Annotated in this window: 24 protein-coding genes; 11 read left to right on the top strand and 13 right to left on the bottom strand. The window is 60.7% G+C overall.

Translation table 11 applies throughout. The annotated features are described in order from the left end of the window. Positions 1-2: 2 nt before the first annotated feature. The gene (locus HF949_RS02770; protein WP_292898191.1) at positions 3-299 is read right to left on the bottom strand and encodes a 4a-hydroxytetrahydrobiopterin dehydratase; all 297 of its coding nucleotides are present in this window, start codon (positions 297-299) and stop codon (positions 3-5) included. A 58-nt stretch (positions 300-357) separates the two neighbouring features. On the opposite strand from HF949_RS02770, the gene HF949_RS02765 reads away from it, so the two are divergent. Further along, positions 358-831, top strand: coding sequence for a low molecular weight protein-tyrosine-phosphatase (locus HF949_RS02765; protein WP_292898190.1), 474 nt, complete (start codon positions 358-360; stop codon positions 829-831). On the opposite strand, the gene thpR is transcribed toward HF949_RS02765, so the two are convergent. Next, positions 780-1,379, bottom strand: a complete 600-nt coding sequence (gene thpR / locus HF949_RS02760) for an RNA 2',3'-cyclic phosphodiesterase (RefSeq protein ID WP_292898189.1) — start codon at positions 1,377-1,379, stop codon at positions 780-782. The two genes, HF949_RS02765 and thpR, sit on opposite strands and share 52 nt — an antisense overlap. 79 nt (positions 1,380-1,458) lie before the next feature. Beyond that, entirely contained in the window at positions 1,459-2,130 is a 672-nt protein-coding gene (locus HF949_RS02755) for an arylesterase (protein ID WP_292898188.1), read from the bottom strand. Between the two features lie 80 nt (positions 2,131-2,210). Here HF949_RS02755 and HF949_RS02750 point away from each other — a divergent pair, with 80 nt between their 5' ends. From HF949_RS02750 to HF949_RS02735, 4 genes are all read left to right on the top strand, one after another. Continuing rightward, the gene (locus HF949_RS02750; RefSeq protein ID WP_292898187.1) at positions 2,211-2,912 is read left to right on the top strand and encodes an ABC transporter ATP-binding protein; all 702 of its coding nucleotides are present in this window, start codon (positions 2,211-2,213) and stop codon (positions 2,910-2,912) included. Between the two features lie 11 nt (positions 2,913-2,923). Then, the gene (locus HF949_RS02745; RefSeq protein WP_292898186.1) at positions 2,924-5,467 is read left to right on the top strand and encodes an ABC transporter permease; all 2,544 of its coding nucleotides are present in this window, start codon (positions 2,924-2,926) and stop codon (positions 5,465-5,467) included. Positions 5,468-5,668: 201 nt separating this feature from the next. Continuing rightward, complete coding sequence (locus HF949_RS02740) at positions 5,669-6,409, top strand: Bax inhibitor-1/YccA family protein (protein ID WP_292898185.1); 741 nt, start codon at positions 5,669-5,671, stop codon at positions 6,407-6,409. 86 nt (positions 6,410-6,495) lie between these two features. Continuing rightward, the gene (locus HF949_RS02735) at positions 6,496-7,068 is read left to right on the top strand and encodes a GNAT family N-acetyltransferase (protein ID WP_292898184.1); all 573 of its coding nucleotides are present in this window, start codon (positions 6,496-6,498) and stop codon (positions 7,066-7,068) included. Positions 7,069-7,074: 6 nt separating this feature from the next. On the opposite strand, the gene HF949_RS02730 is transcribed toward HF949_RS02735, so the two are convergent. The 3 genes from HF949_RS02730 to acnA form a co-directional block, all read right to left on the bottom strand. After that, the gene (locus tag HF949_RS02730; protein ID WP_292898183.1) at positions 7,075-7,458 is read right to left on the bottom strand and encodes a DUF2794 domain-containing protein; all 384 of its coding nucleotides are present in this window, start codon (positions 7,456-7,458) and stop codon (positions 7,075-7,077) included. A 516-nt stretch (positions 7,459-7,974) separates the two neighbouring features. Beyond that, a complete protein-coding gene (locus HF949_RS02725) occupies positions 7,975-8,739 on the bottom strand; it encodes a DUF1223 domain-containing protein (RefSeq protein ID WP_292898182.1) in 765 nt (254 codons plus the stop codon). 173 nt (positions 8,740-8,912) lie between these two features. Further along, a complete protein-coding gene (gene acnA, locus HF949_RS02720) occupies positions 8,913-11,609 on the bottom strand; it encodes an aconitate hydratase AcnA (protein ID WP_292898181.1) in 2,697 nt (898 codons plus the stop codon). A 282-nt stretch (positions 11,610-11,891) separates the two neighbouring features. Between acnA and ccmA the strand changes: the two genes are divergently transcribed. The 6 genes from ccmA to HF949_RS02690 all read left to right on the top strand — a co-directional run bounded on the left by ccmA (position 11,892) and on the right by HF949_RS02690 (position 15,932). Continuing rightward, entirely contained in the window at positions 11,892-12,503 is a 612-nt protein-coding gene (ccmA, locus tag HF949_RS02715) for a heme ABC exporter ATP-binding protein CcmA (RefSeq protein ID WP_292899971.1), read from the top strand. A 49-nt stretch (positions 12,504-12,552) separates the two neighbouring features. Next, positions 12,553-13,218, top strand: coding sequence for a heme exporter protein CcmB (gene ccmB, locus HF949_RS02710; protein WP_292898180.1), 666 nt, complete (start codon positions 12,553-12,555; stop codon positions 13,216-13,218). 43 nt (positions 13,219-13,261) lie between these two features. Continuing rightward, on the top strand, positions 13,262-14,050 hold the full coding sequence (locus HF949_RS02705; RefSeq protein WP_404934165.1) for a heme ABC transporter permease: 789 nt from the start codon (positions 13,262-13,264) through the stop codon (positions 14,048-14,050). Further along, positions 14,047-14,214 (top strand): heme exporter protein CcmD, encoded by a 168-nt coding sequence (ccmD, locus tag HF949_RS02700; RefSeq protein WP_007010672.1) that lies wholly within the window; start codon positions 14,047-14,049, stop codon positions 14,212-14,214. Before HF949_RS02705 ends, ccmD begins: the two co-directional genes overlap by 4 nt. Next, a complete protein-coding gene (locus HF949_RS02695) occupies positions 14,211-14,795 on the top strand; it encodes a DsbE family thiol:disulfide interchange protein (RefSeq protein ID WP_292898178.1) in 585 nt (194 codons plus the stop codon). Before ccmD ends, HF949_RS02695 begins: the two co-directional genes overlap by 4 nt. 102 nt (positions 14,796-14,897) lie before the next feature. After that, entirely contained in the window at positions 14,898-15,932 is a 1,035-nt protein-coding gene (locus HF949_RS02690) for a DUF2332 domain-containing protein (protein WP_292898177.1), read from the top strand. Positions 15,933-16,041: 109 nt separating this feature from the next. Here HF949_RS02690 and HF949_RS02685 read toward each other — a convergent pair. The 7 genes from HF949_RS02685 to HF949_RS02655 all read right to left on the bottom strand — a co-directional run bounded on the left by HF949_RS02685 (position 16,042) and on the right by HF949_RS02655 (position 25,396). Next, positions 16,042-16,990 (bottom strand): IS630 family transposase gene (locus tag HF949_RS02685; RefSeq protein WP_292894608.1). Its coding sequence is split into 2 segments (ribosomal slippage): positions 16,042-16,653 and positions 16,655-16,990, totalling 948 coding nucleotides; the frame shifts between segments, so codons are not numbered across the junction. Positions 16,991-17,080: 90 nt separating this feature from the next. After that, on the bottom strand, positions 17,081-17,692 hold the full coding sequence (locus HF949_RS02680; protein ID WP_292898176.1) for a LysE family translocator: 612 nt from the start codon (positions 17,690-17,692) through the stop codon (positions 17,081-17,083). 4 nt (positions 17,693-17,696) lie between these two features. Continuing rightward, positions 17,697-18,308, bottom strand: coding sequence for a LysE family translocator (locus tag HF949_RS02675; RefSeq protein ID WP_292898175.1), 612 nt, complete (start codon positions 18,306-18,308; stop codon positions 17,697-17,699). 284 nt (positions 18,309-18,592) lie between these two features. Next, on the bottom strand, positions 18,593-20,416 hold the full coding sequence (gene typA, locus HF949_RS02670) for a translational GTPase TypA (protein WP_292898174.1): 1,824 nt from the start codon (positions 20,414-20,416) through the stop codon (positions 18,593-18,595). A 127-nt stretch (positions 20,417-20,543) separates the two neighbouring features. Further along, the gene (locus HF949_RS02665; RefSeq protein ID WP_441338397.1) at positions 20,544-21,473 is read right to left on the bottom strand and encodes an MBL fold metallo-hydrolase; all 930 of its coding nucleotides are present in this window, start codon (positions 21,471-21,473) and stop codon (positions 20,544-20,546) included. A 195-nt stretch (positions 21,474-21,668) separates the two neighbouring features. Then, a complete protein-coding gene (locus tag HF949_RS02660; RefSeq protein WP_292898172.1) occupies positions 21,669-23,237 on the bottom strand; it encodes an alkaline phosphatase D family protein in 1,569 nt (522 codons plus the stop codon). Between the two features lie 104 nt (positions 23,238-23,341). Then, a complete protein-coding gene (locus HF949_RS02655; RefSeq protein WP_292898171.1) occupies positions 23,342-25,396 on the bottom strand; it encodes a M3 family metallopeptidase in 2,055 nt (684 codons plus the stop codon). Positions 25,397-25,452 lie beyond the last annotated feature (56 nt).

Here is a 25,452-nt window from a genome sequence, read left to right as displayed (position 1 = left end):
GATCAGCTCCTGGCGAAACGATTCATTGCCATGGCGAGCTTGAGATCGAGTTCAGTTACCCCGCCTGCATCATGCGTGGAAAGACTGACATCGACGGTCTTGTAGACATTCGACCAGTCTGGATGATGGTTCAATTTTTCGGCCATGAGCGCCGAACGCGTCATGAACGCGAATGCTTCGGAAAAATCGGTGAAGATGAAGCGCCGCTCGATGGAGTCCCCATCTTCCCCCAGATCCCACCCGTCGAGTGTCTTGAGCGCCTGTTCCAGCGCAGCCGGATCGAGCTTTGCCCTTGCCATCGCGTCTCTCCATGGTATCGCCTGTTGGCATCTTCATCTGGATGATAGCGCACCCGCCATGAACGCAAAGCCTCGTATCTCGATTCTCTTCGTCTGCCTTGGCAATATCTGTCGCTCTCCGCTCGCAGAGGGGGTCTTTCGCAGTGTCGCGGTGGAGCGGGGGCGAGGGGCGGATTTCCTGGTCGGCTCAGCTGGAACCGGTGCGTGGCACGTGGGCAACCCACCTGACCCGCGTTCGGTCGATATCGCACGCAGGTTCGGGGTCGATATCTCTCACCAACGGGCACGGCAGGTGGAAGCGGCGGACTTCAACCGCTACGATCTGCTTTTGGGTATGGATCGCAACAATGTGCAAACGCTGCGCGAGCGCGCCACCCGAGGCGTGTCAGGAAAGATTCACCTCTTTCTCGATTATGCCAACGGTCGCATGGTCGACATTCCCGATCCCTATTACGGCGGTGAGGACGGCTTTGCGTCGGTTTACCAGATGATCCGCGAGGCTTCTGAAGCGCTGCTGTCGAAATTCGACTGACGATCATATTCAGCGCCCACCAGAGGCCAGGCTTCCTCGATGATGTATGGTCCGCCACCAAAGGAAGCGCGCGACGACATCAGCACGAAGCGGCCGACAGAGAAGGGCACAGAAGCAAAATTCCCGCGAGCGGAAAGATAGCTTGCCACGTCGTGCGGACTGGAATTTTTCAGGCGGGCCAGGGTGACGTGTGGCGTGAACTTCCGGGGATCCGGTGGCAGGCGTAACCGCCGGCAGATGCCGTCTATTTCTCCCTGTAATGCGTGCAGGTCTGGGGAGGCGGACACACCAGCCCAGATGGAGTGGGGTTTCTTCTGCCCGAAAGCCCCGACACCGGAAAGCTTCATCGTGAAGCTGGGGCGCCGAATCCTGTCAAGTGCATTGGCAATCTCGTCCGCCGTGTGACCTTCCACGTCACCGAAGAACCGCAATGTCAGATGATAGTTTTCGACATCGATCCAACGAGCTCCTGGGAGGCCCCCGCGCAGAAGTGACAACGACAAGGCGGCGTCACGCGGGATCTCGAGGGCGGTGAAAAGTCGCGGCATGGCAACCTCCTCGAATCGCAGTGTCGAGTACAGCGAATCATCGATTGCCACTGTGAGCAAGCGGTTTCTTTATCAGGTTTTACGCGCCTTCTTCGGATCGCTCATCGAGGACTGTGCGGAAGGTGGGCAGAATACGCTCCACCATACGTGCAATGCCCTGGGCATTCGGATGCATACCGTCTTCCAGAAGCAGAGACGGTTCGGCGGCCACGCCGTCAAGAAAGAACGGAATGAGGTGGATCCCGTGCTTATTGGCCAGCCGTTCATAGAGCGGATTGAAGGCGGCGGCATAGTCCTCGCCGAGATTGGGTGCAGCCAGCATGCCAGCCAGGATCACTTGCTGGCCGCGTTCCTTCAGCATGGCGATCATCCGGTCGAGATTCTGCTCGGTGGAGGCGGGCGAAATGCCGCGCAGCATGTCATTCGCACCGAGCTCCAGAAGCACAATATCCGCCTCTTCGGGAACAGACCATTCAAGGCGGGAAAGCCCACCGCTCGTCGTATCGCCGGAAACACCTGCATTGGCGATGGCGACATCATAGCCCTCGGCCCTGAGCGCGTCTTCGAGCTGTTCGGGGAAACCCTCGCCCGGCCCGAGATTGTAGCCCGCCATCAGACTGTCGCCGAAGCCAACAATCCGGATGGTTTCAGCACGCGCGGTTACACTCACGGAAAGCATCAGGACAAGCGCCGCAGCAGCCGATGAAATTTTTGTGAACTGGCCGAAAGGACGAAAAAATTTGAATGCCATGCGGGATAACCCATATTTGCCAAAACCGTGCATTGGTGCGATTCCAGCGTCATCTCTTCCCAATATAGGATGTCTTTTCCGTGACAGAAGCCGTGATCGAACTTGAGAACGTGTCTCTGACACTGGGGGAGGGCGCGTCCTCCGTGCATGTTCTCAAAGGCGTGAGCCTCTCCGTAGAGCGTGGGCGCTCTACGGCAATCGTCGGCCCCTCGGGTTCGGGAAAATCGACGCTCCTGATGGTGATCGCAGGGCTGGAGCGTGTGGATGACGGCATTGTGCGCGTCGGCGGAACACAGATCAACGCGCTGAGCGAAGATGCGATTGCCGCCTTTCGTGGCCGCTCCATCGGCATTGTTTTCCAGTCCTTCCATCTTATCCCCAACATGACGGCGCTGGAGAACGTCGCTGTGCCGCTGGAACTGGCGGGCCATTCCGATCCCTTTGGTGCAGCCGAGGAAGAACTGGCTGCCGTGGGTCTCTCACAGCGTCTGACGCATTATCCGGGCGAGCTCTCGGGCGGTGAGCAGCAGCGCGTGGCCATAGCCCGCGCGCTGGCACCGGGACCGGCCATCCTGATCGCCGATGAGCCAACCGGCAATCTCGACCAGGCGACCGGCAGGCAAATTTCCGACATGCTTTTCGCCAAGGCAAAGGAGCGTGGCACATCGTTGGTGCTTGTTACGCACGATCCTGCCCTCGCAGCACGCTGTGAGCGCCAGGTGGCAATGCGCTCCGGCCGCATAGAGCAGCACCCCGCCCTGGACAAGGCCGCAATGGCATGAGGCCCGCGGAGATGAGTTTCGGCCGCATGCTCGGTCTGGCGTTCCGTTTTTCGCTACGCGAGATGCGGGGCGGGCTCTCGGGATTTTTCATCTTTCTGGCCTGCATTGCGCTGGGCGTTGGCGCCATTGGCGGTGTCAATTCGGTTGCCACCGCGATTACCGGGGCCGTGGAAGCGGAGGGCCAGTCGTTACTGGCCGCCGACCTGCGGTTCGAACTGAACCAGAGGCGCAGCAGCGATGCGGAGCAAGCGTTTCTTTCAGGGTTGGGCGATGTGGCCGAGAGCGCGAACATGCGCTCCATGGCCCGGCTTCCTGACGGTTCGGATCAGACACTGGTGGAGGTGAAGGCCGTCGATGCGCTCTATCCGCTCTATGGGGAGCGGGTGACGGAGCCGCAGCTCTCGCATGACGCGCTCTTTGAAAAAATCAATGGTGCCTATGGGGCGGCGGCACCGGAATTGCTCTTTGAACGACTGGGCCTTGGCATTGGCGACCGCATCATGCTGGGCGGTGCAACGATCGAACTTCGCGCCGTTCTCGTCAGCGAGCCGGATGCCGTTTCCGACGGGTTCGGCTTTGCACCGCGGCTGATGATTTCGCTGGATGCGCTTGAAGCTACCGGGCTTGTTCAGCCAGGCAGTCTCGTCGAGCATGTTTACAAGGTGCGGCTTGGTGATGATGCGGGTACGCTGGAGGCTGTACAGGCGCGAGCGATGGCTGCGTTCCCGGAGGCCGGGTGGAGCATCCGCACCCGCAGCAATGCCGCCCCCGCGTTATCTCGCAATATCGAACGGTTTTCGCAGTTTCTGACCCTGGTGGGTCTGACGGCTCTTGTCGTGGGCGGCGTGGGTGTCGCCAATGCGGTGCGCGCCTATCTGGACAGCAAGCGCGCCGTGATCGCGACCTTCAAGAGCCTGGGCGCTTCCGGAGGGTTCGTCTTCACCGTCTACCTCGTGCAGATAATGATGATTGCCGCTATCGGCATTCTGGCCGGCCTTGTGATCGGCGCCCTGATGCCGTTCGGCGCATCAGCGGTCCTGGCAAGTGTCCTGCCGGTTCCTGCCACGGGGGGGATCTATCCTGCGGCTCTTCTGGTGGCTGCACTGTTCGGCGTCATGATCACGCTTGTGTTCGCGCTGATGCCTCTCGGCCGCGCTCGTGATGTGCCGGCGACGGCGCTGTTTCGCGAAATGGGCGTGGATGGCCGCGGCTGGCCACGTCCGATCTATATCGCACTCTCGGTTGCCATCGCCGCCGGCCTGGCGGGTTTTGCCATCTGGTTCTCCGACGATCGGCGCATGGCGGCAATTTTCGTTGGTGCGACCGTGTTCGCGTTTATCGTTTTAAGGGTCGTGGCGCTTGGCATCGAATGGCTCGCGCGTCGCAGTCCGCGCGTTGCATCCACGCCAATGCGTCTGGCGCTGGGCAATATCCACCGCCCCGGCGCGCTGACTCCCTCCGTGGTGCTTTCGCTGGGTCTCGGTCTGACATTGCTTGCCACGCTGGCGCTGATCGACGGGAATCTGCGCCGCCAGATCACAGGCAATTTGCCGGAAGTCGCTCCGAACTTCTTCTTTGTAGACATCCAGAGTGGCGAGGTGGAAGCCTTCTCTGATCTGGTCAACCGGGAAGCGCCTGGCGGCAAGCTGATCCAGGTGCCAATGCTGCGTGGACGGATCACGGCGCTCAACGATATCAATGTCCGGGACATGGAGATTCCCCCGGAGGGTGGCTGGGTGCTGCGCGGAGATCGCGGCATCACCTATGCCCGCAACGCACCCGAGAACTCCACGCTCACGCAGGGTGAATGGTGGCCGGCGGATTATGAGGGAGAGCCGCTTGTGTCCTTCACGGCGGAAGAAGGTGGAGAGCTTGGCCTGAAGATCGGTGACACGATCACCGTCAACGTCCTCGGGCGCGAGGTCACGGCCAGAATTGCCAATTTCCGCGCCGTGGAATGGGAAACGCTTGCCATCAATTTCGTGATGGTGTTTTCACCCAACACTTTTTCCGGGGCACCACACGCGTGGCTGGCGACATTGACGGATGCTGACGCTACACAGGCCGACGAGTCGCAGATTCTGAACGCCGTAACCCGCAACTTCCCCACGGTGACCACCGTCCGGGTGAAAGATGCACTCGATGTGGTGAACCGGCTTGTCGAGCAGTTGGCCACAGCCATCCGCGCCGCTGCGGCCGTTGCGTTGATTGCTTCAGTGCTGGTGCTTTCCGGTGCGCTGGCGGCAGGCAATCGGGCGCGGGTTCACGATGCGGTCGTTCTGAAAACTCTGGGCGCGACACGTCGGACGCTGATTGCGGCCTTCTCGCTTGAATATCTGCTGATCGGTCTTGCGACTGCGGTGTTCGCATTGCTTGCCGGTGGAGTCGCGGCGTGGTTTGTGGTGGCAAAGGTCATGGGATTGCCTTCCAGCTTTCTTCCAGAGGTTGCGCTGACCACGGTGGCGGTGGCACTGGTGTTGACGGTCGGGTTCGGGTTGATCGGTACCTGGCGGGTTCTTGGACACAAGGCGGCACCGGTTTTGCGCAATCTGTGAGCTTGATTAGCCGTTAACCTTCTGCGTCGAGAGGCGCGATTTCGCCCGCGAACTGTTGCCGCAGGTGCTTTTCCGATGCGGAGAGGTCTTGTCCTGAACACAAACTGACATCATATTTGATCTACGCATGCTGGTATCCCGCCAGCGGCGCACGGCCTTTTGGCCGTCACCGGACGGGATTTAAGCCAGAAAGGGGTAATTATGGCTGACCTTCGTAACTATCAGGCCCGCGCAACGCCCGGCGTGCGCGCGGACGCGGCCATCGACGAGGGCCTGCGCGCCTACATGATTCGCGTCTATAACCTTATGGCGCTCGGCCTGGCAATCACCGGCCTTGCAGCCTTTGGCGCATTCAACCTTGCCATTGCCGACGGCCAACTGACGGCTTTCGGCCAGCTCATCTATGCCAGCGCCTTCCGCTGGGTTGTCATTCTCGCACCGCTTGCGCTGGTGTTCTTCCTGAGCTTCCGCATTCAGAACATGAGCGTCGGAGCGGCGCAGACGACCTTCTGGGTCTATTCAGCCCTGGTGGGTCTCTCCCTGTCGACGATCTTCCTGGTGTTCACCGGCGAGAGCATTGTCCGCACCTTCTTCATCACCGCCGCTTCGTTCGGCGCACTGTCGCTCTGGGGTTATACGACCAGGCGTGACCTTTCGGGCATGGGGTCGTTCCTGTTCATGGGTCTGATCGGCATCATCATTGCCTCGATCGTGAACATCTTCCTCGGCTCTTCGGCGCTGCAGTTCGCCATTTCGGTGATCGGCGTTCTGGTGTTTGCGGGCCTCACAGCCTACGACACCCAGCAGATCAAGGAGATGTATTACGAGGGTGACGACGCCACCGTTTCCGGTCGCAAGGCGATCATGGGTGCGCTGCGTCTCTATCTCGACTTCATCAACCTGTTCATGTTCCTGCTGCAGTTCCTCGGCAATCGCGAGTAGTGCGCACGGGGCCTGAAACAGTGCTATTAAAGGGCGGCTTTCGGGCCGCCCTTTTTGCGTCATTCCAGAACGATCTTCGAGCTTTCATGAAACCCGCCATTCGCCCCGCAAGCCCGCACGACGTCTCAGCCATTGCCCGCATCTACGCGCAAGCCGTGACCGAGGGAACGGCAAGTTATGAGCTCGAACCGCCAGGCGAGGCAGAAATGCTTGAGCGCATGGAGGCGCTCATTCGCAGCGGCTATCCCTATATCGTTGCGGAAGATGGAAGTGGCGTTCTCGGATACGCATATGCAGGGCCGTTTCGCCCGCGGCGGGCCTATCGGTTCATGGTCGAGGATTCGGTTTACCTGGCACCGGAGGCACAGGGGCGTGGCATTGGGCGGCGTTTGCTCCAGACGCTGATTGCAGCGTGCGAGCAACGCGGATTTCGCCAGATCGTTGCGGTTATCGGGGATGGTTCGGAAGAAAGCGCTTCGGTGAAGCTGCATCGGGCCGCGGGTTTCCGCGATGCCGGCGTTCTTCATGGCAGCGGTTTCAAACACGGCCGCTGGCTCGACACGGTCTTCATGCAACTGGCCCTCAACGAAGGGGACGGTGCGCCACCTGATCCCCAGTCTGTTCCCGAGCGGCTGTTTCGCGGTGAGACCGTCCGCTGACTTCGTCTAGGTAACGAGTTTCAGCTTTTTGTCGAACACCGCCAGGACACGGGCCAGTTCATGCCCGCGCTTCAGGATCGCGCCGGTGGCAGCGATGACGCTGTAGGCACCCTGCTTCCGTGTCAGTTTGGGGTCTTTGACAATCTGAAACAACGGGACCTCGCTGGTTCGCCTGAAGACGGAGAAGATGGCCCGGTCCCTGAGATGATCAATGGCATAATCACGCCATTCACCCGCGGCGACCATGCGGCCATAGATGCGCAGAATTTGATCCAATTCGCGCCGCTCGAAGGTTACGGGGAGGTCGGAACGTACCCTGCGTGCCTCGTGCAGCGGGATCAGTATCCCGGACCCTTCCCTATCCTCCCTGGCGCTGCCGTAATCGGTCATTGGCGATACCTCATGACGATTTGGTGACAAGGGAAGATTCGCCCGCCATAGACGGAATTGCAAGCCCACATTGCCGAGACCCGTGATGGGCGGCGCGACGGGGCCTGCGGGCGTGCGTCATCCTTCTTGATGACCGGGGTATCGGAGTGGTTATATCCGTCCACATCTTTTGCCGACGTATGAATACGTGCTCTGCAAGCCTCATCTCTTAGCCGGTAGTCACAAATCGGGACCGTTTGTCGGAATTGGTGATGGCGTGCCTTTTTCTTGCCGCATTTTGTTCAAGCTCACGCCCCATTGTGCCGCAACGATCCGAACGTTGCCTGAGACGGTTCGGTCCGGACACGGATCCCGAAAACCCCAAGCCCCCCCGCCCTCGGGGTCATGACCGGATCGAACCAACTCTCGGACGCCCGAGCAAGGCAACGGTCCCAAAGGAATACAGCCGGTGCTGAATGAGTCAGCACCGGTTTTTCTTTTGGGACCAGCCTTTCATCGGTGAACCTTTGGCGGGTGTTATGGGTTGAGTGCGATGGCGCCAAGTATTGCGCCGGGCAAGCCACTTCCATCGACACGCTGGAGCAGCAATGCGCAGCCATTGCCCTTCTGGATCAGCTCCGACCTGGGCATTTCGAATTTCCTGGCGGTGCCGTCCCACATGCCGATGGTCTGAATGCGGTTGACCGCGTTGCGATACTGGATTGTGCGCCCGCGATTTTCGCCGGCTCGAATCTCCACGGTGCTTTCTGGTGTATAATCCACAAAGACCAGATGTGCGCTGATGTCTTTGTCCTCAAGGCCTTCAGGCAATGAGCCAACGCTGACAATGATGCTGTCACCCGTGTCTTCCAGAGACAGATCCACCTGGAGCCCAGCTGCCGTTCCTGCCAGCGCTTCAAGCGTCGACATGACCTCGGCTCGATTGGCGCCATTCATATCACGGTGGCCGTTGACAATAGCCTGAGGGGTGTAAACCGAACTCTTCTGAAGGGTGCCGGCATACTTTCGTTGCCGTTCAGAATTGGCGGGGCGTGCGAGTGCGTCGCGCCAGCCTAAATAGTCCCAGTAGTCGACGTGATAGGCGAGTGCGACGACATCTTTACGGGAGGCGAGCTCATCGAGAACCGCGTCCGCTGGAGGGCAGGAGTTGCACCCCTGGCTCGTAAAGAGTTCTACAACACCGATCGGGCGACCCGTGTTCTCCGCCTCCGCTGGGCCAATGGCGGCGAGTAAGCCTAAAGCCAGTGCCGTGAAATGGCCTGGTGTCCAGAGCCGGAACATGCGCTCTCCGTGTGGAAATTGAAGCGAACATTGCTTTGTTTCAGAACTATAGGAGCGAGCGAGCCTCAACAAGAAGTCACGTTCCGGTGAGCCGATTGGCGGAGCGTCTTCAGGCGAAAAAAAACCGCCGGCGTTTCCGCCGGCGGTCTGATCATCGCGTCTGCGTGGCCCCGTCAGGCGGCCAGGTCGCGCAGCACATATTGCAGGATGCCGCCATTCTTGAAGTATTCAAGCTCATCCAGCGTATCGATACGGCACAGAAGCGGAACCTCTTTGACCGAACCGTCGGCAAAGGTGATCTTCGCGTTCACCGTGGCGCGCGGCTTGATGGTCTCCAGCCCGTCGATGGTGACGGTCTCATCGCCCTTCAGGCCGAGGCTTGACCAGCTCGTTCCTTCGTCGGCAAAGACGAAGGGAATGACGCCCATGCCAACCAGATTGGAGCGGTGGATGCGCTCGTAGCTCTCGGAGATGACGGCGCGGACGCCGAGCAGGTTGGTGCCCTTGGCAGCCCAGTCGCGCGAGGAGCCGTTGCCATATTCGCCGCCGGCGAACACAACGAGCGGCACGCCTTCCTTGCGGTATTCCATGGCTGCGTCGTAGATCGACATCTCCTCCTTGGAGGGATAGTGGATCGTGTAGCCGCCTTCGGTACCGTTTTCGCCCAGCATGTGGTTGCGGATGCGGATGTTGGCGAACGTGCCTCGCATCATCACCTCATGGTTGCCGCGGCGCGTGCCGTACTGGTTGAAGTCGGCCACGCCCACGCCATTGTCCATCAGGTACTTGCCGGCTGGCGACTGTGCCTTGATGGAACCGGCGGGCGAAATGTGATCGGTGGTGATCTTGTCGCCGAACAGGCCGAGGATGCGTGCATTCTTGATGTCACTCACATCGCCGGTCGTCTTCTTCATGCCGACAAAGTAGGGCGGGTTCTGCACATAGGTCGACTTGTCGTCCCATGCATAGGTCTCGCCTTCCGGCACCTGTACGGCCTGCCAGTTCTCGTCGCCGGTGAAGACCTCGGCATACTTCTTCTCGAAAAGATCGCGGGTGACGTTCTTCTGGATGAACTCCTGAATCTCCTGATTGGAGGGCCAGATGTCCTTCAGATAGACGTCGTTGCCGTCCTTGTCCTGACCGATTGGTTCCTTTGTCAGGTCCTTGGTGACCGAACCGGCGAGCGCGTAGGCGACGACCAGCGGCGGCGAAGCCAGGTAGTTGGCCTGCACATCCGGCGAGATGCGGCCTTCGAAGTTGCGGTTGCCGGAGAGAACGCCGGCAGCGATCAGACCCTTGTCGTTGATGGTCTTGGAGACCGGGGCCGGAAGCGGTCCGGAGTTGCCGATGCAGGTCGTGCAGCCGAAGCCGACGAGGTTGAAGCCGATCTGGTCGAGTTCCTTCTGCAGGCCGGAATTCTCCAGATATTCGGCAACCACCTGCGAGCCGGGGGCGAGCGAGGTCTTCACCCATGGCTTCTGCCTGAGGCCGAGGCGGTTGGCGTTGCGGGCGAGAAGGCCGGCGCCGATCAGCACGCTTGGGTTCGAGGTGTTGGTGCAGGAGGTGATGGCGGCAATCGCCACGTCACCGTGGCCGAGGTCGTAGTCCTCCCCTTCAACCTTCCAGCGCTGTTCGAGTGTGGACGGATCCTTTTTGTATTCCTTCTCGAGCGATTCGGCGAAACCGGATGCAATGTTCTCGAGCGGGATGCGGCCTTCGGGACGCTTCGGGCCAGCCATTGACGGAACGACTTCGCCAAGGTCAAGCTCGAGCGTGTCAGTGAAGACCGGATGCTCGGTGCCTGTCTCGCGGAACATGCCCTGCGCCTTGCAGTAGGCTTCCACGAGCGCGATGCGCTCCTTCGAGCGGCCGGAGACGTTGAGGTAGTTCAGTGTTTCCGAATCGACCGGGAAGAAGCCGCAGGTAGCGCCGTATTCCGGACCCATATTACCGATCGTGGCTGCGTCTGCCAGCGTCAGATGGTCGAGGCCTTCGCCGAAGAACTCGACGAACTTGCCGACAACGCCCTTCTTGCGCAGCATCTGCACGACGGTGAGCACCAGATCGGTGGCCGTCACGCCTTCCTTCAGCCTGCCGGTGAGCTTGAAACCGATGACTTCGGGCAGGAGCATGGAGATCGGCTGGCCGAGCATGGCCGCTTCGGCCTCGATGCCGCCAACGCCCCAGCCGAGCACGCCGAGACCGTTGATCATGGTCGTGTGCGAATCGGTGCCGACGCAGGTGTCAGGATAGGCAATCGTCTTGCCGTCCTCATCCTTCGTCCAGACGGCCTGACCGAGATATTCAAGGTTCACCTGGTGGCAGATGCCGGTGCCGGGCGGCACGACGCGGAAGTTCTTGAACGCCTTCTGACCCCATTTGAGGAAGCGGTAGCGCTCGCCATTGCGCTGGTATTCCAGCTCGACATTGCGCGCGAAGGCCTTCGGTGTGCCGAATTCATCGACGATGACCGAGTGGTCGATGACGAGATCGACGGGCACCAGTGGGTTGATCTTCTGCGGGTCGCCGCCGAGCGAAACCATGGCGTCGCGCATGGCGGCGAGATCCACCACGGCAGGAACGCCGGTGAAATCCTGCATGAGCACACGGGCCGGACGGTAGGCGATCTCGTGGCCGGCCGTGCCGCGGTCGTCGAGCCATGCCGCGACCGCTTCGATATCGGACTTGGTGACCGAGCGTCCGTCTTCGTTGCGCAGCAGGTTTTCAAGCAGCACCTTCATGGAGAAGGGCAGGCGGGAAATGCCTTCGAGACCGTTTTTCTCGGCCTCCTTGAGGTCGAAATAAACATACTCCGCATCCCCCACCTGGAGGGTGCGACGGCAATTGAAACTGTCTAGAGATTTGGTCACGGGCGATCCTATCCTGTTCTGCTATCCGAAACGGGAACGGACTCCTCGAGGCATCACGCGCAAAAGGTGCGGGTACGGTCATTTCCGCTGTCCGCCCCCAAGCGTCCCGGCCGTTCAAGGCGGCGCGCGCGCGGGTATCGGCACAAAGAGTTACACGCCGACCGCTGGCGTGGTTGAGGCGGATATAGAGAATTTTGTAGAAGAGTTCTAGAGTGAGAAATGGCAAATCTGCCATCTCGTAAAAAATTCAGGACCATCTCTTTGCCGAAGGACGACCACATGATGCGGCTTGCTGCCGAGGGGCTTGGCGGTGAGCGCGGCGGCGAAACCGTGTTCTCCGGCATTTCCTTCACGCTGGGTGAAGGCGAGGCGCTCACGGTTACGGGGCCAAATGGCGCCGGAAAATCCACCCTGTTGCGCGTGATCTGCGGCCTCTTGCCAGCCGCGGAGGGCAAGGTGCAGTTTTCCGGCGGCGGCGATGCGTTTCCGGATGTCGCGTCCGCCTGCCACTATCTCGGCCACCGCAATGCGATGAAGGCAGAGCTCGGTGTGGAGGAGAATTTGCGCTTCTGGCAGGAGTTCATGGGCGAGCCTCATCTGCCGCCATTCGAGGCGCTGGAGATGGTGGGGCTGGGCGATATCGGCCATTTGCCGTTCGGTTATCTGTCCACGGGGCAGAGACGGCGCGCTTCCATCGCGCGGCTTCTGGTGAGCTATCGGCCCGTCTGGTTGCTTGACGAGCCGACATCCGGCCTCGACAAGGCATCCGACGCGCAGTTTGCCGACCTCATGGGCGTGCATCTCGAAGATGGCGGAATGATCGTGGCCGCCACCCATCTGCCGCTTGGCCTGAAGGGTGCGCGGGAGCTGAAAATGGGGGAGGCTGCGGGTTGATGATGCAGGACGTGCGCCACCTCAAACAGCAACCATCCCGGTTTGCACCATGCTAGCGCTTTTCCGACGCGAGTTGCAGATTGGCGTGCGCACCGGGAACGGCGCGCTGACAGGGGTGCTTTTCTTTCTTGCCGTTGTCGCCGTCATACCTTTCGGCGTCGGGCCGGATCTGAATCTTCTGGCGCGCATCGGCCCGGCAATTCTCTGGATCGGTGCTCTGCTTGCCGGTCTTCTCGGGCTTGAGCGCCTGTTCCAGGCTGACCGTGAGGACGGCTCTCTGGACCTGATGCTTCTGGCCGACAGCCGGCACATGAGGGCTTTGACCGTGTTTGTAAAATGCTGCGCGCACTGGACCGTCAATGTTTTGCCGCTGGTGGTGGTGACGCCCTTGCTCGGCCTTTTCATGAATGTCGAGCCGGCGGGCATTCTCGCGGCGACCGCGACACTGGCCGTCGGCACGCCGGCCATCACCTTCATTGGCGCCGTTGGGGCGGCCCTTGCCGTGGCGCTGCCGCGTGGCGGGCTTCTGGTCTCGGTGCTCGTGCTGCCGCTCACCATCCCGGTTCTGATTTTCGGTGTGGCGGCGGCGCGCGGGGCGGTGGCCGACCCCGATCCATTTTTGCCGCCTTTCCTCATTCTTGCCGCGCTGATGCTGTTCTTTGCCGTCATCGGGCCGCTGGCCGCTTCCCTTGCACTGCGCTGGGGCGGCGACTGATGTGCGGCAATCGATTCGATTGCGGAACAGGACACGCAACGCTATGGGTTCAGGCATGACAAACGCCACGCCGCAAGCCTCGACGCTCTCCGGTCGCCTGACGGCGCTCGCCAACCCCACGCGGTTTCTCGCGCTGGCCGATAGCCTCGTGCCGTGGCTGGGCGGTCTCGCACTGGCGGTTCTGGCTGTCGGCTTCTACATGGCGTTTGCCGCGCCTGAAGACTACCAGCAGGGAATTACCGTGCGGATCATGTATATTCATGTGCCGTTCGCCTGGCTCGCCATGTTCTGCTATTCGCTTATGGCCATTTCCGCGCTTGGAACGCTTGTGTGGAAGCATCCGCTCGCCGATGTGGCGCTGAAAGCCGCCGCTCCCATCGGCGCGGCCTTCACGGCGCTGGCGCTCTTTACGGGCTCCGTCTGGGGCAAGCCCATGTGGGGCACGTGGTGGGTCTGGGACGCACGGCTCACTTCCGTCTTCATCCTGCTCCTGATGTATCTCGGCATCATTGCCCTGACGCGGGCCATGGACGATCCCGGCCGTTCGGCGCGTGCCGCGGCAATCCTCACGCTCGTCGGCTTCGTCAACATACCGATCATCAAGTTCTCGGTGGACTGGTGGAACACGCTGCATCAACCGGCCTCGGTGTTCCGTCTCGATGGGCCAACAATCCACGCCTCGCTGCTGTGGCCGCTGCTCATCTGTGCGCTGGGCTTTACACTGCTTTTCGTCACGCTGCATCTGATGGCGATGCGTGCGGACATCTGGCGCCGTCGTGTTGTTGCCATGCGCCGGCTTTCGGCGCGGGCAGCAGAAAGGGCAGCACGATGACTCACGCAGCGTATGTCTTCGCCGCCTACGGGATCTCGGCGCTGGTAATCGCGGGGCTTGGCCTGTGGATCCTGATCGATCAGGCTGGTCGCAAGCGCGAGCTCAAGGAGCTTGAGGAACGCGGTATTCGTCGCCGCTCGGACCGCAAGGCGCCGAAGAAATGAGCGTGACGAGCGACAAACCGGCACGTTCGCGGCTCGTCCTGTTTTTGCTGCCGCTTCTTCTCTTTCTGGCGCTTTCGGCGGTCTTTCTGGTTCAGCTGATCTCCGGCAAGGACACGTCTGTGGTGCCATCCGCACTGATTGGCCGCGCCGCGCCGCAGACCGATCTTCCCCCGCTTGAGGACATGAACCTGCCCGGCCTTTCTTCAGATGCGTTCAGCGGCCGGGTCACGCTGGTCAATGTCTGGGGTTCCTGGTGTCTGCCATGCCGTCAGGAGCACCCGCTGCTGATGCAACTCGCCACGGATGAGCGCGTCGTGATTGCGGGGCTCAACTACAAGGACAAGCCGGAAAACGCCCGCCGGTTTCTTGGCGATCTCGGCAATCCGTACGATGTCATCGGTGTTGACCAGAACGGCCGCGCGGCGATCGACTGGGGCGTCTATGGCGTTCCCGAAACCTTTCTCGTCGGTCCCGATGGCACGATCCGCTACAAACATGTGGGACCGTTCACGCCCGAGAGCATCCGCAACGACCTGATGCCGGAGATCGAAAAGGCTCTGGCGGTGCGCCCGGCGGGCTGATCGGCCACGCCCTGTTCATTGGCCCAGATGAATTGCTGCGTTGCAGCAAAGGTGCCGTGAAACGCATGCTAGGGTTTTCATCCCAACGAACAGGAGGGATGTATGACGACCCATATCAGCGCGCATTTCGAGAAGCAGGCGCAGGCCTGTGATCGCATGGGCTCTCCTTTTACGGCGCGACTGTGCCGCCTTCTGCCTGAAATCCTGGACCGCGAGGCCGCCACCGGCGCGCGGGTGCTCGGCTGGCCGGGCGAGCCCGGGGAGGATGCGCTGGCGCTGCGTCTGTGTGGCGGGCTTCATGCGCTCGTTCTTGCGGGTGAGGATGCCGCACTTGCCGGGGTCTATCCACCGAACGCGGCTTCACCTGATGAGCTTCGGGAGGCCGTGAGCGCGGCCATTGCGCGCCATGACCAGCGCCTTTGCGCGAATCTGGACAGCGCACCACAGACCAATGAGATCGGTCGTTCGGCGATGTTTCTGCCGGGCTTTCTCGCCATCGTGCGGGAAATCGGCCTGCCGCTCGACCTTTATGAAATCGGCTCGAGTGCAGGGCTCAACCTTCTGTTTGACCGCTTTCACTACCGCTATGGCGATAGCGCATGGGGCGACCCCGCTTCTCCCGTGAGGCTGGCGCCTGAGACGCGCGGGTCAGCACCGGACCTGTCGGGGGTGCTGGATATCGCCACGCGCCAGGGGAGCGACATCGCGCCCATCGACGTGTCGCGGGATGATCAGCGGTTGCGATTAACCTCCTATGTGTGGGCCGATCAGGAGGCGCGGCTTTCCCGCCTGCGTGCGGCCATGGAACTGGCAAACGAGACGCCGTTCGCACTGGAAAAGGCGGATGCCGCTGACTTTGTGGAGGCCGCGCTTGCCGCCCGCCGGCCCGATCGGGTCACGGTGCTTTTCCATTCGATCATGTGGCAATACCTTCGCCATGAAACGCGGGCCCGTATAGAGACCGCGCTTGAAACGGCTGGCCGGGCAGGCGGTCCACCCATCGCATGGCTGCGCATGGAACCCTCGGACACGAATGAGCCATTCGCGCTGGTTTCACTCACGCTGTGGCCGACCGGCACGCGCCGCGATCTGGCGCGCTGCGACTTCCATGGCCGCTGGATCGAGTGGTTGCTCTAGATCGCCGTGCGTCCATCCGGACGCACAAAGGACGATTCAGACTATGGATGGAGCATCGGAATAATCCGAAAACCGGGTTCCACCTTTCGGTCCGATGCTCTAGAGCGTTTCAGTTTTTGACGGAAGCGTATCCAGCGTTTTCGAGATAGTTTCTGCATTCGGTTGGTTGGATCGTCGCGATGAGATGGCCGATGTGTCGCCATGTATCCTCGATGGTGCGCTTCTGGGCCTGTCGCATCCAGTGCTTGATCTTGGCGAAGGCCTGCTCGATGGGGTTCAGGTCGGGGGAATAGGGTGGTAGGAACCAGAGCCTTGCTCCAGCGGCCTTGATGGCCTGACGGATGGCCGCAGCTTTATGCGATCCGAGATTGTCCATGATGACGATGTCACCAGGTCTGAGCACAGGCACGAGCTGCTGTTCGACATAGGCGCGGAAGCACTGCCCGTTAATCGGTCCATCGAAGACGCAAGGCGCCGTCAGCTGGTCGCAGCGCAGCGCGCCGAGGAAGGTCAGCGTGCGCCAGTGGCCGTGCGGGGCGAAGCCGCGCAGGCGCTTGCCCTTCTGTCCCCAGCCGCGCAGCGGGGCCATGTTGGTCTTGATCCACGTTTCATCGATGAACACCAGCTTGTGTGGATCGAGATCCGCCTGAAAGGATCGCCAGCGCCGCCGCCTGCGGGCAGTGTCGGCGCGGGCCTGCTCAAGGGCGAACAGTGTTTTTTTTGAACCGAAGCCCCTCACGGCGCAGGAAGTTCCACACCGTGTCGTGCGACACCTTCACCCCGCGCGCCGCCAGTTCATCCTTCAGCCCGTGCAGCGTCAGATGCGATGTCTGGTTGATACGCTCGACGATGAATGTCCGATGCGGTTCCAGAACGCGCTTGCGATGCCCACCCATCTTGCCGGGCGCCACCGAGCCGGTAGCCCGGTAGCGTTGATGCCACTTCACGACCGAGGAAACAGAAACCCCGAAACGGGCCGCGACAGACCGGCAGCTCTCGCCGCCTTCGAGCGCTCCGACAACGCGCTCACGAAGATCATTGGATAGAGGTGCTGTCATCAGATGCTGGCCTCCTTCCCAGCCAGCATCTTGAATCACAAAATCAGCAATCCGGGAATCCCTACCGATTCAGTAAAGCTCTGAACCGCTCTAGCGCGTGGCGATGGCCGCCGCCGCACCCGCCATCATCGAGGCGCTGGTGCGGTTTGCAATGCGCATGGCGCGCGGGCTTTTGAGCAGTCTTCGTGCCTGCGTTGCCGCAAGCACCCACACGGCATCCACCGCCACCAGAACAACCACCATGGTGAGTGTCAGTTCCGCCCAGCCGATCAGCGTTACCGAGGCGACATCGATGATGGTGGGCAGCAGCGCCAGATAGAACATCATGATTTTCGGATTGCCGAGTGTCACTGCCATGCCGGTGAAGAAGAGACGCAGACGCGAACCAGCATTGGGCAGGGCTTCGTCACTTGCTTCCACCGGTGCGGTCCACATCTTCCAGGCCAGATAGAGCAGATAGGCCACGCCTGCATATTTGATCACCACGAACGCCATGTGGAAGGTTTCCGCCACATAGGCGAGGCCTAGGATGGCGAAGGAGAGCCAGATCCCCTCGCCGATCCACATGGCGGCCAGGAATGGCAGCACATCGCGCCAGCCGCGCGTGATGACGCGGGCGACCAGCGCCGCGATGCTGGGGCCGGGAGAGCCGGCAGCGACAAGCAACGCACCGGCAAAGATGATGAGGGCGGAGATATCCATTGTTCTACCTCGCGGAGAGCGCCAGACGCAGGCCGAGCGCGGCAAAGGCTGCCGCAAAGGAACGCCGCAGCCATTTCATGATGGTCGGGCTCGACAGGACCCTGCCGCGCACGAGCGAAGCCATCTGCCCATAGAGCACGAAGACGACGAAGGTCATCGCCATGAAGATGAAGCCCAGCCACGCCATGTCGAGCGCGGGCAGGGCGCTTTCGGCGGGAATGAACTGGGGCAGGAAGGCCAAAAAGAAGATCGAGAGCTTTGGGTTCAGAATGTTGATCAGGAAGCCGCGGCGGATGATCGCCCGATGCGGGATCGCGCTGCGGTCTGGCTCGGCATTCAGCATGCCGTTCTCCTTCAGCGCGCCCCATGCCATCCAGAGGAGATAAAGCACCCCGGCGAATTTCACGATCTGGAACAGCATCGCACTGGCATGCAGCAGGGCGGCGATGCCGAGGATCGCGGCTGCGATATGGGGCAGAATGCCGAGCGTGCAGCCGAACGCGGCCGAAATGGATGCCAGTCCGCCACGCCCAAGCGCGATGGCCAGCGTATAAATGACGCCAGTGCCGGGAATGAGCACGACGACAAGCGCCGTGAGCAGGAATGCAGGATCCATTGGGGAGCTCCTCCACGAAAACGGGGGAGATTAGGGCGCTATGTATGGAAACTGTCAACCCGGATGGTGGGATGTGTTGACGGCTGCACCTGGCACCCTCGCCCTTCGACGAGCTCAGGGTTACTGGGCCGTGGCAGTGGCTCGAAAGGTGTATCGTCCGCGAGGATCAACCGCCCACCGCTCTGTCACCTCGACATTTCAATGGTGAGCCTACTGACCGTCCTCAGTAACCCTCATCCGTTTTGAGCCCGCAAGGCAAGTGCGGGCTCATGTGGAAGTCGACCTCAAGCCGCGCCGGCGCGGCTTTTCTCGAAGCGCTTGCGCTCGTGTGGATCGAGATAAAGCTTGCGCAGGCGGATCGACTTCGGCGTCACCTCAACCAGCTCGTCGTCCTGGATCCAGGAAAGCGCGCGCTCCAGTGTCATGCGGATCGGCGGGGTCAGCTTCACGGCCTCGTCCTTGCCGGAGGCGCGGACATTGGTGAGCTTCTTGCCCTTCAGAACGTTCACTTCCAGATCGTTGTCACGGGAGTGAATGCCGATGATCATGCCGTGATAAACCTTCACGCCGGCGTCGATCACCATCGGGCCGCGGTCTTCAAGGTTGAACAGGGCATAGGCTGCCGCTTCACCATCGTCATTGGAAATCAGGACGCCGTTCACGCGGCCGCCGATCTCGCCCTTGTAGGGCTGATAATCGTGGAACAGCCGGTTCATGATGGCCGTGCCGCGCGTGTCGGTCAGAAGCTCCGACTGGTAGCCGATCAGGCCGCGCGTGGGCGCGTGAAAGACAAGGCGCTGGCGGTCGCCGCCGGAGGGGCGCAACTCGATCATCTCGGCCTTGCGCTCCGACATCTTCTGCACGACGATGCCGGAATGCTCTTCGTCCACGTCGATGACCACTTCCTCGATGGGCTCAAGGAGCTGGCCGCTGTCGTCCTTCTGCATCACCACACGGGGACGTGAGACGGCGAGCTCGAAGCCCTCGCGGCGCATGGTTTCGATGAGAACGGCGAGCTGGAGTTCACCACGGCCGGAGACGTAGAAGGAATCCTTGTCGTCGGCTTCCTCGATCTTCAGCGCAACATTGCCTTCAGCTTCCTTCAGGAGACGGTCGCGGATCACACGGCTTGTCACCTTGTCGCCCTCGGTGCCGGCCAGCGGCGAATCGTTGACGATGAAGCTCATGGTCACAGTCGGTGGATCGATAGGCTGTGCTTCCATCGGCTGGGTGACCGACGGATCGCAGAACGTGTCGGCGACGGTGCCCTTGGATAGCCCCGCAATGGCGACGATGTCACCCGCATGGGCCTCCTCGATGGGTTGGCGCTCAAGCCCGCGGAAGGCGAGGATCTTGGAGATGCGGCCGTTTTCGAGAAGTGTGCCGTCGTGATGCAGCACCTTCACGGCCTGGTTCGGCTTGATGGAGCCGGCGGCGATACGGCCGGTGATGATGCGGCCGAGGAACGGGTTGGCTTCCAGAATGGTGCCGATCATCCGGAAGGGGCCGGGCTCGGTGGTCGGCTCGGGCACATGCTTGAGCACCAGATCGAACAACGGGGCAAGACCCTGATCCTTGGGACCTTCGGGCTCGTAGTTCATCCAGCCGTCGCGGCCCGATCCGTAGAGGATCGGGAAATCGAGCTGTTCGTCCGTAGCGTCGAGCGCGGCGAAGAGGTCGAACACTTCGTTGATCACTTCGTCGGCACGGGCGTCCGGGCGGTCGATCTTGTTGATGGCGACGATCGGCTTGAGGCCGACCTTCAGCGCCTTGCCGACAACGAATTTGGTCTGCGGCATCGGGCCTTCGGCCGCGTCTACCAGAAGCACGGCGCCATCCACCATGGAAAGAATACGTTCCACCTCGCCGCCGAAATCGGCGTGTCCCGGTGTGTCGACGATGTTGATGCGGGTATCTTTCCATTCCACCGAGGTGGCTTTCGCCAGAATGGTGATGCCGCGTTCTTTTTCGAGATCGTTGGAGTCCATTGCCCGTTCGGCAACACGCTGGTTGTCGCGAAAGGCGCCGGACTGCTTCATAAGCTCGTCAACGAGTGTCGTTTTCCCATGGTCAACGTGGGCGATGATCGCAATATTGCGCAGTTTCATATGTGCTCTTTGGGGTCGGAAGGCGCGCGAAAGGCATGGCGCGGCCAGTTGCGTTGCCGCGCTCATACAGGTTTTTTCGCAATTGCGAAAGTGTGCAGTGCCAATGCCGGGCAAGACCCGGTCGCGTTCAGCCCCAGCTTGCGCCTTCCAGCGCGTTTATCGGAAACTTCAGATAGCGTTTGCCGTTGGCCTCCGGCGCAGGAAGCTGCCCTGCGTTGATGTTTACCTGCAACGCATGCAGGATAAGCTTGGGCATGGGGAGGGTCTGGTCGCGCGCCTCGCGCATGGCGACAAATTCTGCCTGCGTCCTGCACTTCGAGATGTGGCTGTTGGTCGCCTTTTGCTCGGCAACGGTGCTTTCGAAGCGGGGCTCGCGCCCGTCCGGCTGATAATCATGACCGACGAAGATGCGAGTCTCGTCAGGCAGGCTGAGAATATCCTGAATGGACGTCCAGAGCCGTTCGGCGCTGCCGCCGGGGAAGTCGCAGCGGGCCGTCCCGGAATCGGGCATGAACAGCGTGTCGTGAACAAAGGCGGCATCACCGATCACATAGGTGATGGAGGCAAGTGTGTGACCTGGCGAGAACATCACTTTTGCCGGCAGCGAACCGATCGTGAAGGTGTCACCATCGGCAAAAAGCCTGTCCCATTGCGAGCCGTCTGCCTTGAAGTCGGGCCAGTTGTAGATCGCCTTCCAGAGCTTCTGGACCTCGACGACTTTCTCGCCAATCGCAGTAGGCCTGCCCGTCTTCTCCTTAAGATAGCTTGCAGCGGAGAAATGGTCGGCGTGGGGATGCGTGTCGAGTATCCATTCAAGCTCCAGATCCTTTTCTCGTATAAAAGCGAGGAGCCTGTCCGCGTGTTCCGTTGAGGTATTTCCGGATTTCTCGTCGAAATCCAGCACAGGATCGATGATGGCGCATTTTCCGGTCGCCGGGTCGGCAACGACATACTGGGCGGAGGAGGTGCGCTTGTCGAAGAAGACGGTCACGTCCGGCCTTGCATAAGCGGTTTTTACCGCTGCATCGGCTTCCCGAGGCGTGTGCGTATGGTCCATCATGCTCTCCGTGCGTCCTTGCGATACAAAATAGTTAGTGCCGATACGAGGAAGATTCAATTTCGCAAACTGCGACCAATTGGGCATGCTGTTCTAACAATTTGGTAGTTTGAGCCAACTGTTGGCTTAATCTCTCGAATATGCGCAAGAAAAAACCGGGGCCAGAGACCCCGGTTGATGGATCGGCAGCCCCGATCAGGCAGAGCGTACTGGATCGAGCGTCACCTTGTAGAGTTCGTTGTCGTCACGATCCATGAGGCGCACCGTCATCTGCTCCGAGGCGGCGTCGATGTCGACGAGACCGAAGAACTGGAACCCGGCGGAGGGCGGCAGGTTGGCGCCCTGTTCTTCGCTTGGAGCCTTTACATATTTGAGCTCGGGTCCGAATGTGCCATCGAGCCTGTTGGGCCCGAACGTGCCGGCGTGAAGCGGGCCGGAAACGAACTCCCAGAACGGTTTGAAGTCCTGGAACGCGGCCTTGTCGGGATTGTAGTAATGCGCGGCCGTATAGTGCACGTCGGCGGTGAACCAGACCGTGTTTTCGATGCCGGCATTCTTGATGTAGCGCAGGAGATCGGCGATCTCGAACTCACGGCCTTTCGGGGCGGCATTGTCGCCATTGGCGATGGCTTCGATCCTGTCACCATCAGGCACCACGAGGCCGATCGGCATGTCGGCGGCAATGACCTTCCATGTGGCGCGGGAGTTGGCGAGTTCGCGCTTCAGCCAGCGGATCTGCTCGTCACCAAGGAAGCGGGTTTCCTCGCCGGCGGCTTCCTGGAGGCCTTCCGAATTGGCGGCACGGTAGGAGCGCATGTCCAGGAAAAAGACATCGAGCATCGGCCCGTAGGCGATCTTGCGATAGACCCGGCCGGGCTCTGCCGGGGTGTAGCGGATCGGCGTCATTTCGTGGAAAGCGCGCGCCGCACGCGCCTGCAGCAGCGCTACCGATTTTTCGGTGTAGCGGTCGTCTTCCGAAAGATCCTTGGAGGCCGACCAGTTGTTGACCACTTCATGGTCATCCCACTGGAAGAAGGTCGGGCAGACGGCGTTCAGCGCGCGAACGTGATCGTCCATCATGTTGTATTTCCACTGGCCGCGGAACTCGTCCAGCGTTTCGGCGACTTTGCGCTTTTCGTCGATGAGTACGGTGTTTTTCCAGACACTGCTGTCCTTCAGCGTAACCTCATCTTCCATCGGGCCATCGGCATATATGGTATCGCCCGAGTGGAGGAAGAAATCCGGGCGGTGCTTCGCCATGGTGGCATAGGTCTTCATGCCGGTCTCGTCGATGCCCCAGCCCTGACCGGCCGTATCGCCGGACCAGGCAAAGCGGATGTCACGGCGGGCAGACGGAGCCGTGCGGAACTGGCCGATAATCGGCTCGGAACCAGCCGAGACGTCGTTCAGGTCAACGGCCCTCATCCGGTAGAAAACTTCCTGATCGGAAGCGAGGTTTTCGAGCAGCCGCTTTACGGTGAAGTCGCTCTCCGGCAGCGCGTCCATGGTGGGCAGCCGCACGGGACTGGCAAAGCTCTCGGTGGTTGAAATCTCGAACTCGACCCTTGCCGGTCGATCGGTGCGGGTCCAGATCATGCCGCTTGTCGTATCAACATCACCAGACTGAACACCATGGGTGAACACCGGGCGTGAAGAAGCCCGCGAGATGGCGGGCATGGCAAGCCCGCTCACGGCTGTGGCAAGTGCGGTTGCGCCGGTTCCAAGAAGGAATTTGCGGCGGGTACTCACTGCAAAGGACGTCATGACAGTCTCCCTCAATCTGGTTGATTCTCGGGAGGCAATCTGGTGCTTCAATGTTGCAGTGAGTTATCGCTCACATGACACATCCGTGACTGTCAAAAGCTCTCTCAGGAAAGCCCCTTCTTCTCCATCATGGCTTCCGGGGTGGGCATGCGGCCGCGGAAGGCCCTGTAAAGATCTTCGGGATCCGCCGAGCCGCCTGCAGAATAGATGTACCGACGCAGCTTCTCTGCCGTTTCCGGATCGAACGGATCGCCCTTTTCCTCAAAAGCGCGGAAGGCATCGGCATCGAGAACTTCGGACCACATATATGAATAGTAGCCGGCTGAGTACCCGTCGCCGGCAAAGACATGGAGGAAATGCGGTGTCCGGTGGCGCATGGCGATGGCATCGGGCATGCCAAGCTTTGCCAGTGTTTCTGCTTCAAAGCGCAGCGGATCGTCCGGGGCCTCGGCCAGACTGTGAAAGGCCATGTCGACCAGTGCGGATGCGGTGAACTCCACTGTGGCGAAGCCGGCATCGAAAGTGCGGGCGGCGCGCATTTTCTCTACCAGGTCCTGGGGCATGGGTTCGCCGGTCTCGTGGTGCAAGGCAAACTTGCGCAGCACCCCGGGCACGGTGAACCAGTGCTCGAAGAGCTGTGAGGGTAGTTCCACGAAATCACGCGAGACCGATGTGCCGGAAATGGAAGGCCAGGTAACATCGCTCAGGAGACCATGTAGCGCATGACCGAATTCGTGAAACAATGTGCGTGCTTCATCCACGGATAGCAGGGCTGGCCGACCCTTGGGCGGCTTCGCGAAATTCATCACGTTGTAGATGATTGGCGATTTGCCTTCACCCAGACGATAGCCGGATTGAAGTGCGCTCATCCATGCGCCGGAACGCTTGGACGGGCGATTGAAATAATCGGCCAGGAAAAGACCACGCGTCGTGCCATCGGGATTGCGCACGGCAAATGTGCGCACGTCTTCGTGCCATGCGGGCACCTCTTTCAACTCCTCGAAGGTGAGGTTGAACAGCCGGTGTGCGACGTCAAACGCAGCCGCAATCACATTGTCGAGCACAAGGTAGGGCTTCAACGCGGCTTCATCGAAGGCAAAGCGTTCAGCGCGCCTCTTTTCGGCATAGTATCGCCAATCCCAGGGCGCAATGGGCTGGTTCTGTCCTTCCCGAGCGGCGAGGCGGGCCAGATCCTTCTCATCCTCGGCGGCCTTCTCGCGCGCTTTCTGCCAGACAGGCTGCAACAGATCCTGCACGGCTTCTGGTGACTTGGCCATGGTGTCGTCAAGTTTCAGCGCGGCGTAGGACTCATAGCCAAGCAGCCTGGCTTTCTCGGAGCGTAGCTTCAGGGTTCTGGCGATCACATCCGTATTGTCTGTTTTTCCGCCGTTCTCGCCCCGCTTCGCAAAGGCTTTGAACACCTTCTCGCGCAGGTCACGCCGTTCCGATGAGGCAAGAAACGGTTCGGCAATGGAGCGTGACAGTGTTGCAGCGTAACGTTCTTTTTCGCCGCGTTCTTCCGCAGCTTCGGCCATGGAGCTCTTGAGGGCCTCTGAAAGCCCGTCCAGGTCGCGTTCCTCGAGAAACAGGGCCCACCCGCTTTCGTCGGCGAGCACGTTTTGCCCAAATTGCGCGCCGAGCCCAGCCAGATCCTCGTTAATCGCTGCAAGGCGGTCCTTTTTGTTCTGGTCAAGCTGTGCTCCGCCACGCACGAAGCGTTTCCAGGTCTTCTCAAGCACGCGGCTCGTTTCGGTATCGAGACCCAGTGTCTCACGATCCTGATAGAGCCGGTCGATGCGGGCGAAAAGCGCCTCGTTCATGAAGATCGCGGAAACGTGCCGGGCCATGCGTGGCGAAATCTCACGCTCCAGCTCCTGGATGGTTTCATTCGTATGCGCTCCGGCGCGGCACCAGAAAATGGCAGAGACCCTGGAAAGCGCTTCGCCGGCCAACTCCAGTGCCACCAGCGTGTTTGCAATGTCGGGGGCTTCGGGACTGGAAGCTATTTTGGTGATTTCGGCTTCGTGCGCGGTCAGGGCAGCGTCGAATACGGGGGCAAAAGCCGCGTCGTCGAAAGCGGTGAAATCCGGCAGGCCGTGCGGGCCTTTCCAACTCGTCAGCGGATGCGTTGCAAGGTCAATGGGAGCGGATTTCTGCATGACGGTTCCGGAACGTTGGAAGGGAAGCTCTTAGCGATGTAAGCCTTGCTCACCTG

Origin of the sequence: Nitratireductor sp., from assembly GCF_017794765.1 — a bacterium.
Classification (GTDB): Bacteria; Pseudomonadota; Alphaproteobacteria; order Rhizobiales; family Rhizobiaceae; genus Nitratireductor.
This window is presented reverse-complemented; position numbering and strand designations above follow the sequence as displayed.

Excerpts from the sequence above, each read along its gene's own strand:
- HF949_RS02770 (WP_292898191.1), bottom strand. The coding sequence starts at position 299 with ATGGCAAGGGCAAAGCTCGATCCGGCTGCGCTGGAACAGGCGCTCAAG.
- HF949_RS02765 (WP_292898190.1), top strand. The coding sequence starts at position 358 with ATGAACGCAAAGCCTCGTATCTCGATTCTCTTCGTCTGCCTTGGCAAT.
- thpR (WP_292898189.1), bottom strand. The coding sequence starts at position 1,379 with ATGCCGCGACTTTTCACCGCCCTCGAGATCCCGCGTGACGCCGCCTTG.
- HF949_RS02755 (WP_292898188.1), bottom strand. The coding sequence starts at position 2,130 with ATGGCATTCAAATTTTTTCGTCCTTTCGGCCAGTTCACAAAAATTTCA.
- HF949_RS02745 (WP_292898186.1), top strand. The coding sequence starts at position 2,924 with ATGAGTTTCGGCCGCATGCTCGGTCTGGCGTTCCGTTTTTCGCTACGC.
- HF949_RS02740 (WP_292898185.1), top strand. The coding sequence starts at position 5,669 with ATGGCTGACCTTCGTAACTATCAGGCCCGCGCAACGCCCGGCGTGCGC.
- HF949_RS02735 (WP_292898184.1), top strand. The coding sequence starts at position 6,496 with ATGAAACCCGCCATTCGCCCCGCAAGCCCGCACGACGTCTCAGCCATT.
- HF949_RS02730 (WP_292898183.1), bottom strand. The coding sequence starts at position 7,458 with ATGACCGATTACGGCAGCGCCAGGGAGGATAGGGAAGGGTCCGGGATA.
- HF949_RS02725 (WP_292898182.1), bottom strand. The coding sequence starts at position 8,739 with ATGTTCCGGCTCTGGACACCAGGCCATTTCACGGCACTGGCTTTAGGC.
- ccmA (WP_292899971.1), top strand. The coding sequence starts at position 11,892 with ATGCGGCTTGCTGCCGAGGGGCTTGGCGGTGAGCGCGGCGGCGAAACC.
- ccmB (WP_292898180.1), top strand. The coding sequence starts at position 12,553 with ATGCTAGCGCTTTTCCGACGCGAGTTGCAGATTGGCGTGCGCACCGGG.
- HF949_RS02705 (WP_404934165.1), top strand. The coding sequence starts at position 13,262 with ATGGGTTCAGGCATGACAAACGCCACGCCGCAAGCCTCGACGCTCTCC.
- ccmD (WP_007010672.1), top strand. The coding sequence starts at position 14,047 with ATGACTCACGCAGCGTATGTCTTCGCCGCCTACGGGATCTCGGCGCTG.
- HF949_RS02695 (WP_292898178.1), top strand. The coding sequence starts at position 14,211 with ATGAGCGTGACGAGCGACAAACCGGCACGTTCGCGGCTCGTCCTGTTT.
- HF949_RS02690 (WP_292898177.1), top strand. The coding sequence starts at position 14,898 with ATGACGACCCATATCAGCGCGCATTTCGAGAAGCAGGCGCAGGCCTGT.
- HF949_RS02680 (WP_292898176.1), bottom strand. The coding sequence starts at position 17,692 with ATGGATATCTCCGCCCTCATCATCTTTGCCGGTGCGTTGCTTGTCGCT.
- HF949_RS02675 (WP_292898175.1), bottom strand. The coding sequence starts at position 18,308 with ATGGATCCTGCATTCCTGCTCACGGCGCTTGTCGTCGTGCTCATTCCC.
- typA (WP_292898174.1), bottom strand. The coding sequence starts at position 20,416 with ATGAAACTGCGCAATATTGCGATCATCGCCCACGTTGACCATGGGAAA.
- HF949_RS02665 (WP_441338397.1), bottom strand. The coding sequence starts at position 21,473 with ATGGACCATACGCACACGCCTCGGGAAGCCGATGCAGCGGTAAAAACC.
- HF949_RS02660 (WP_292898172.1), bottom strand. The coding sequence starts at position 23,237 with ATGACGTCCTTTGCAGTGAGTACCCGCCGCAAATTCCTTCTTGGAACC.
- HF949_RS02655 (WP_292898171.1), bottom strand. The coding sequence starts at position 25,396 with ATGCAGAAATCCGCTCCCATTGACCTTGCAACGCATCCGCTGACGAGT.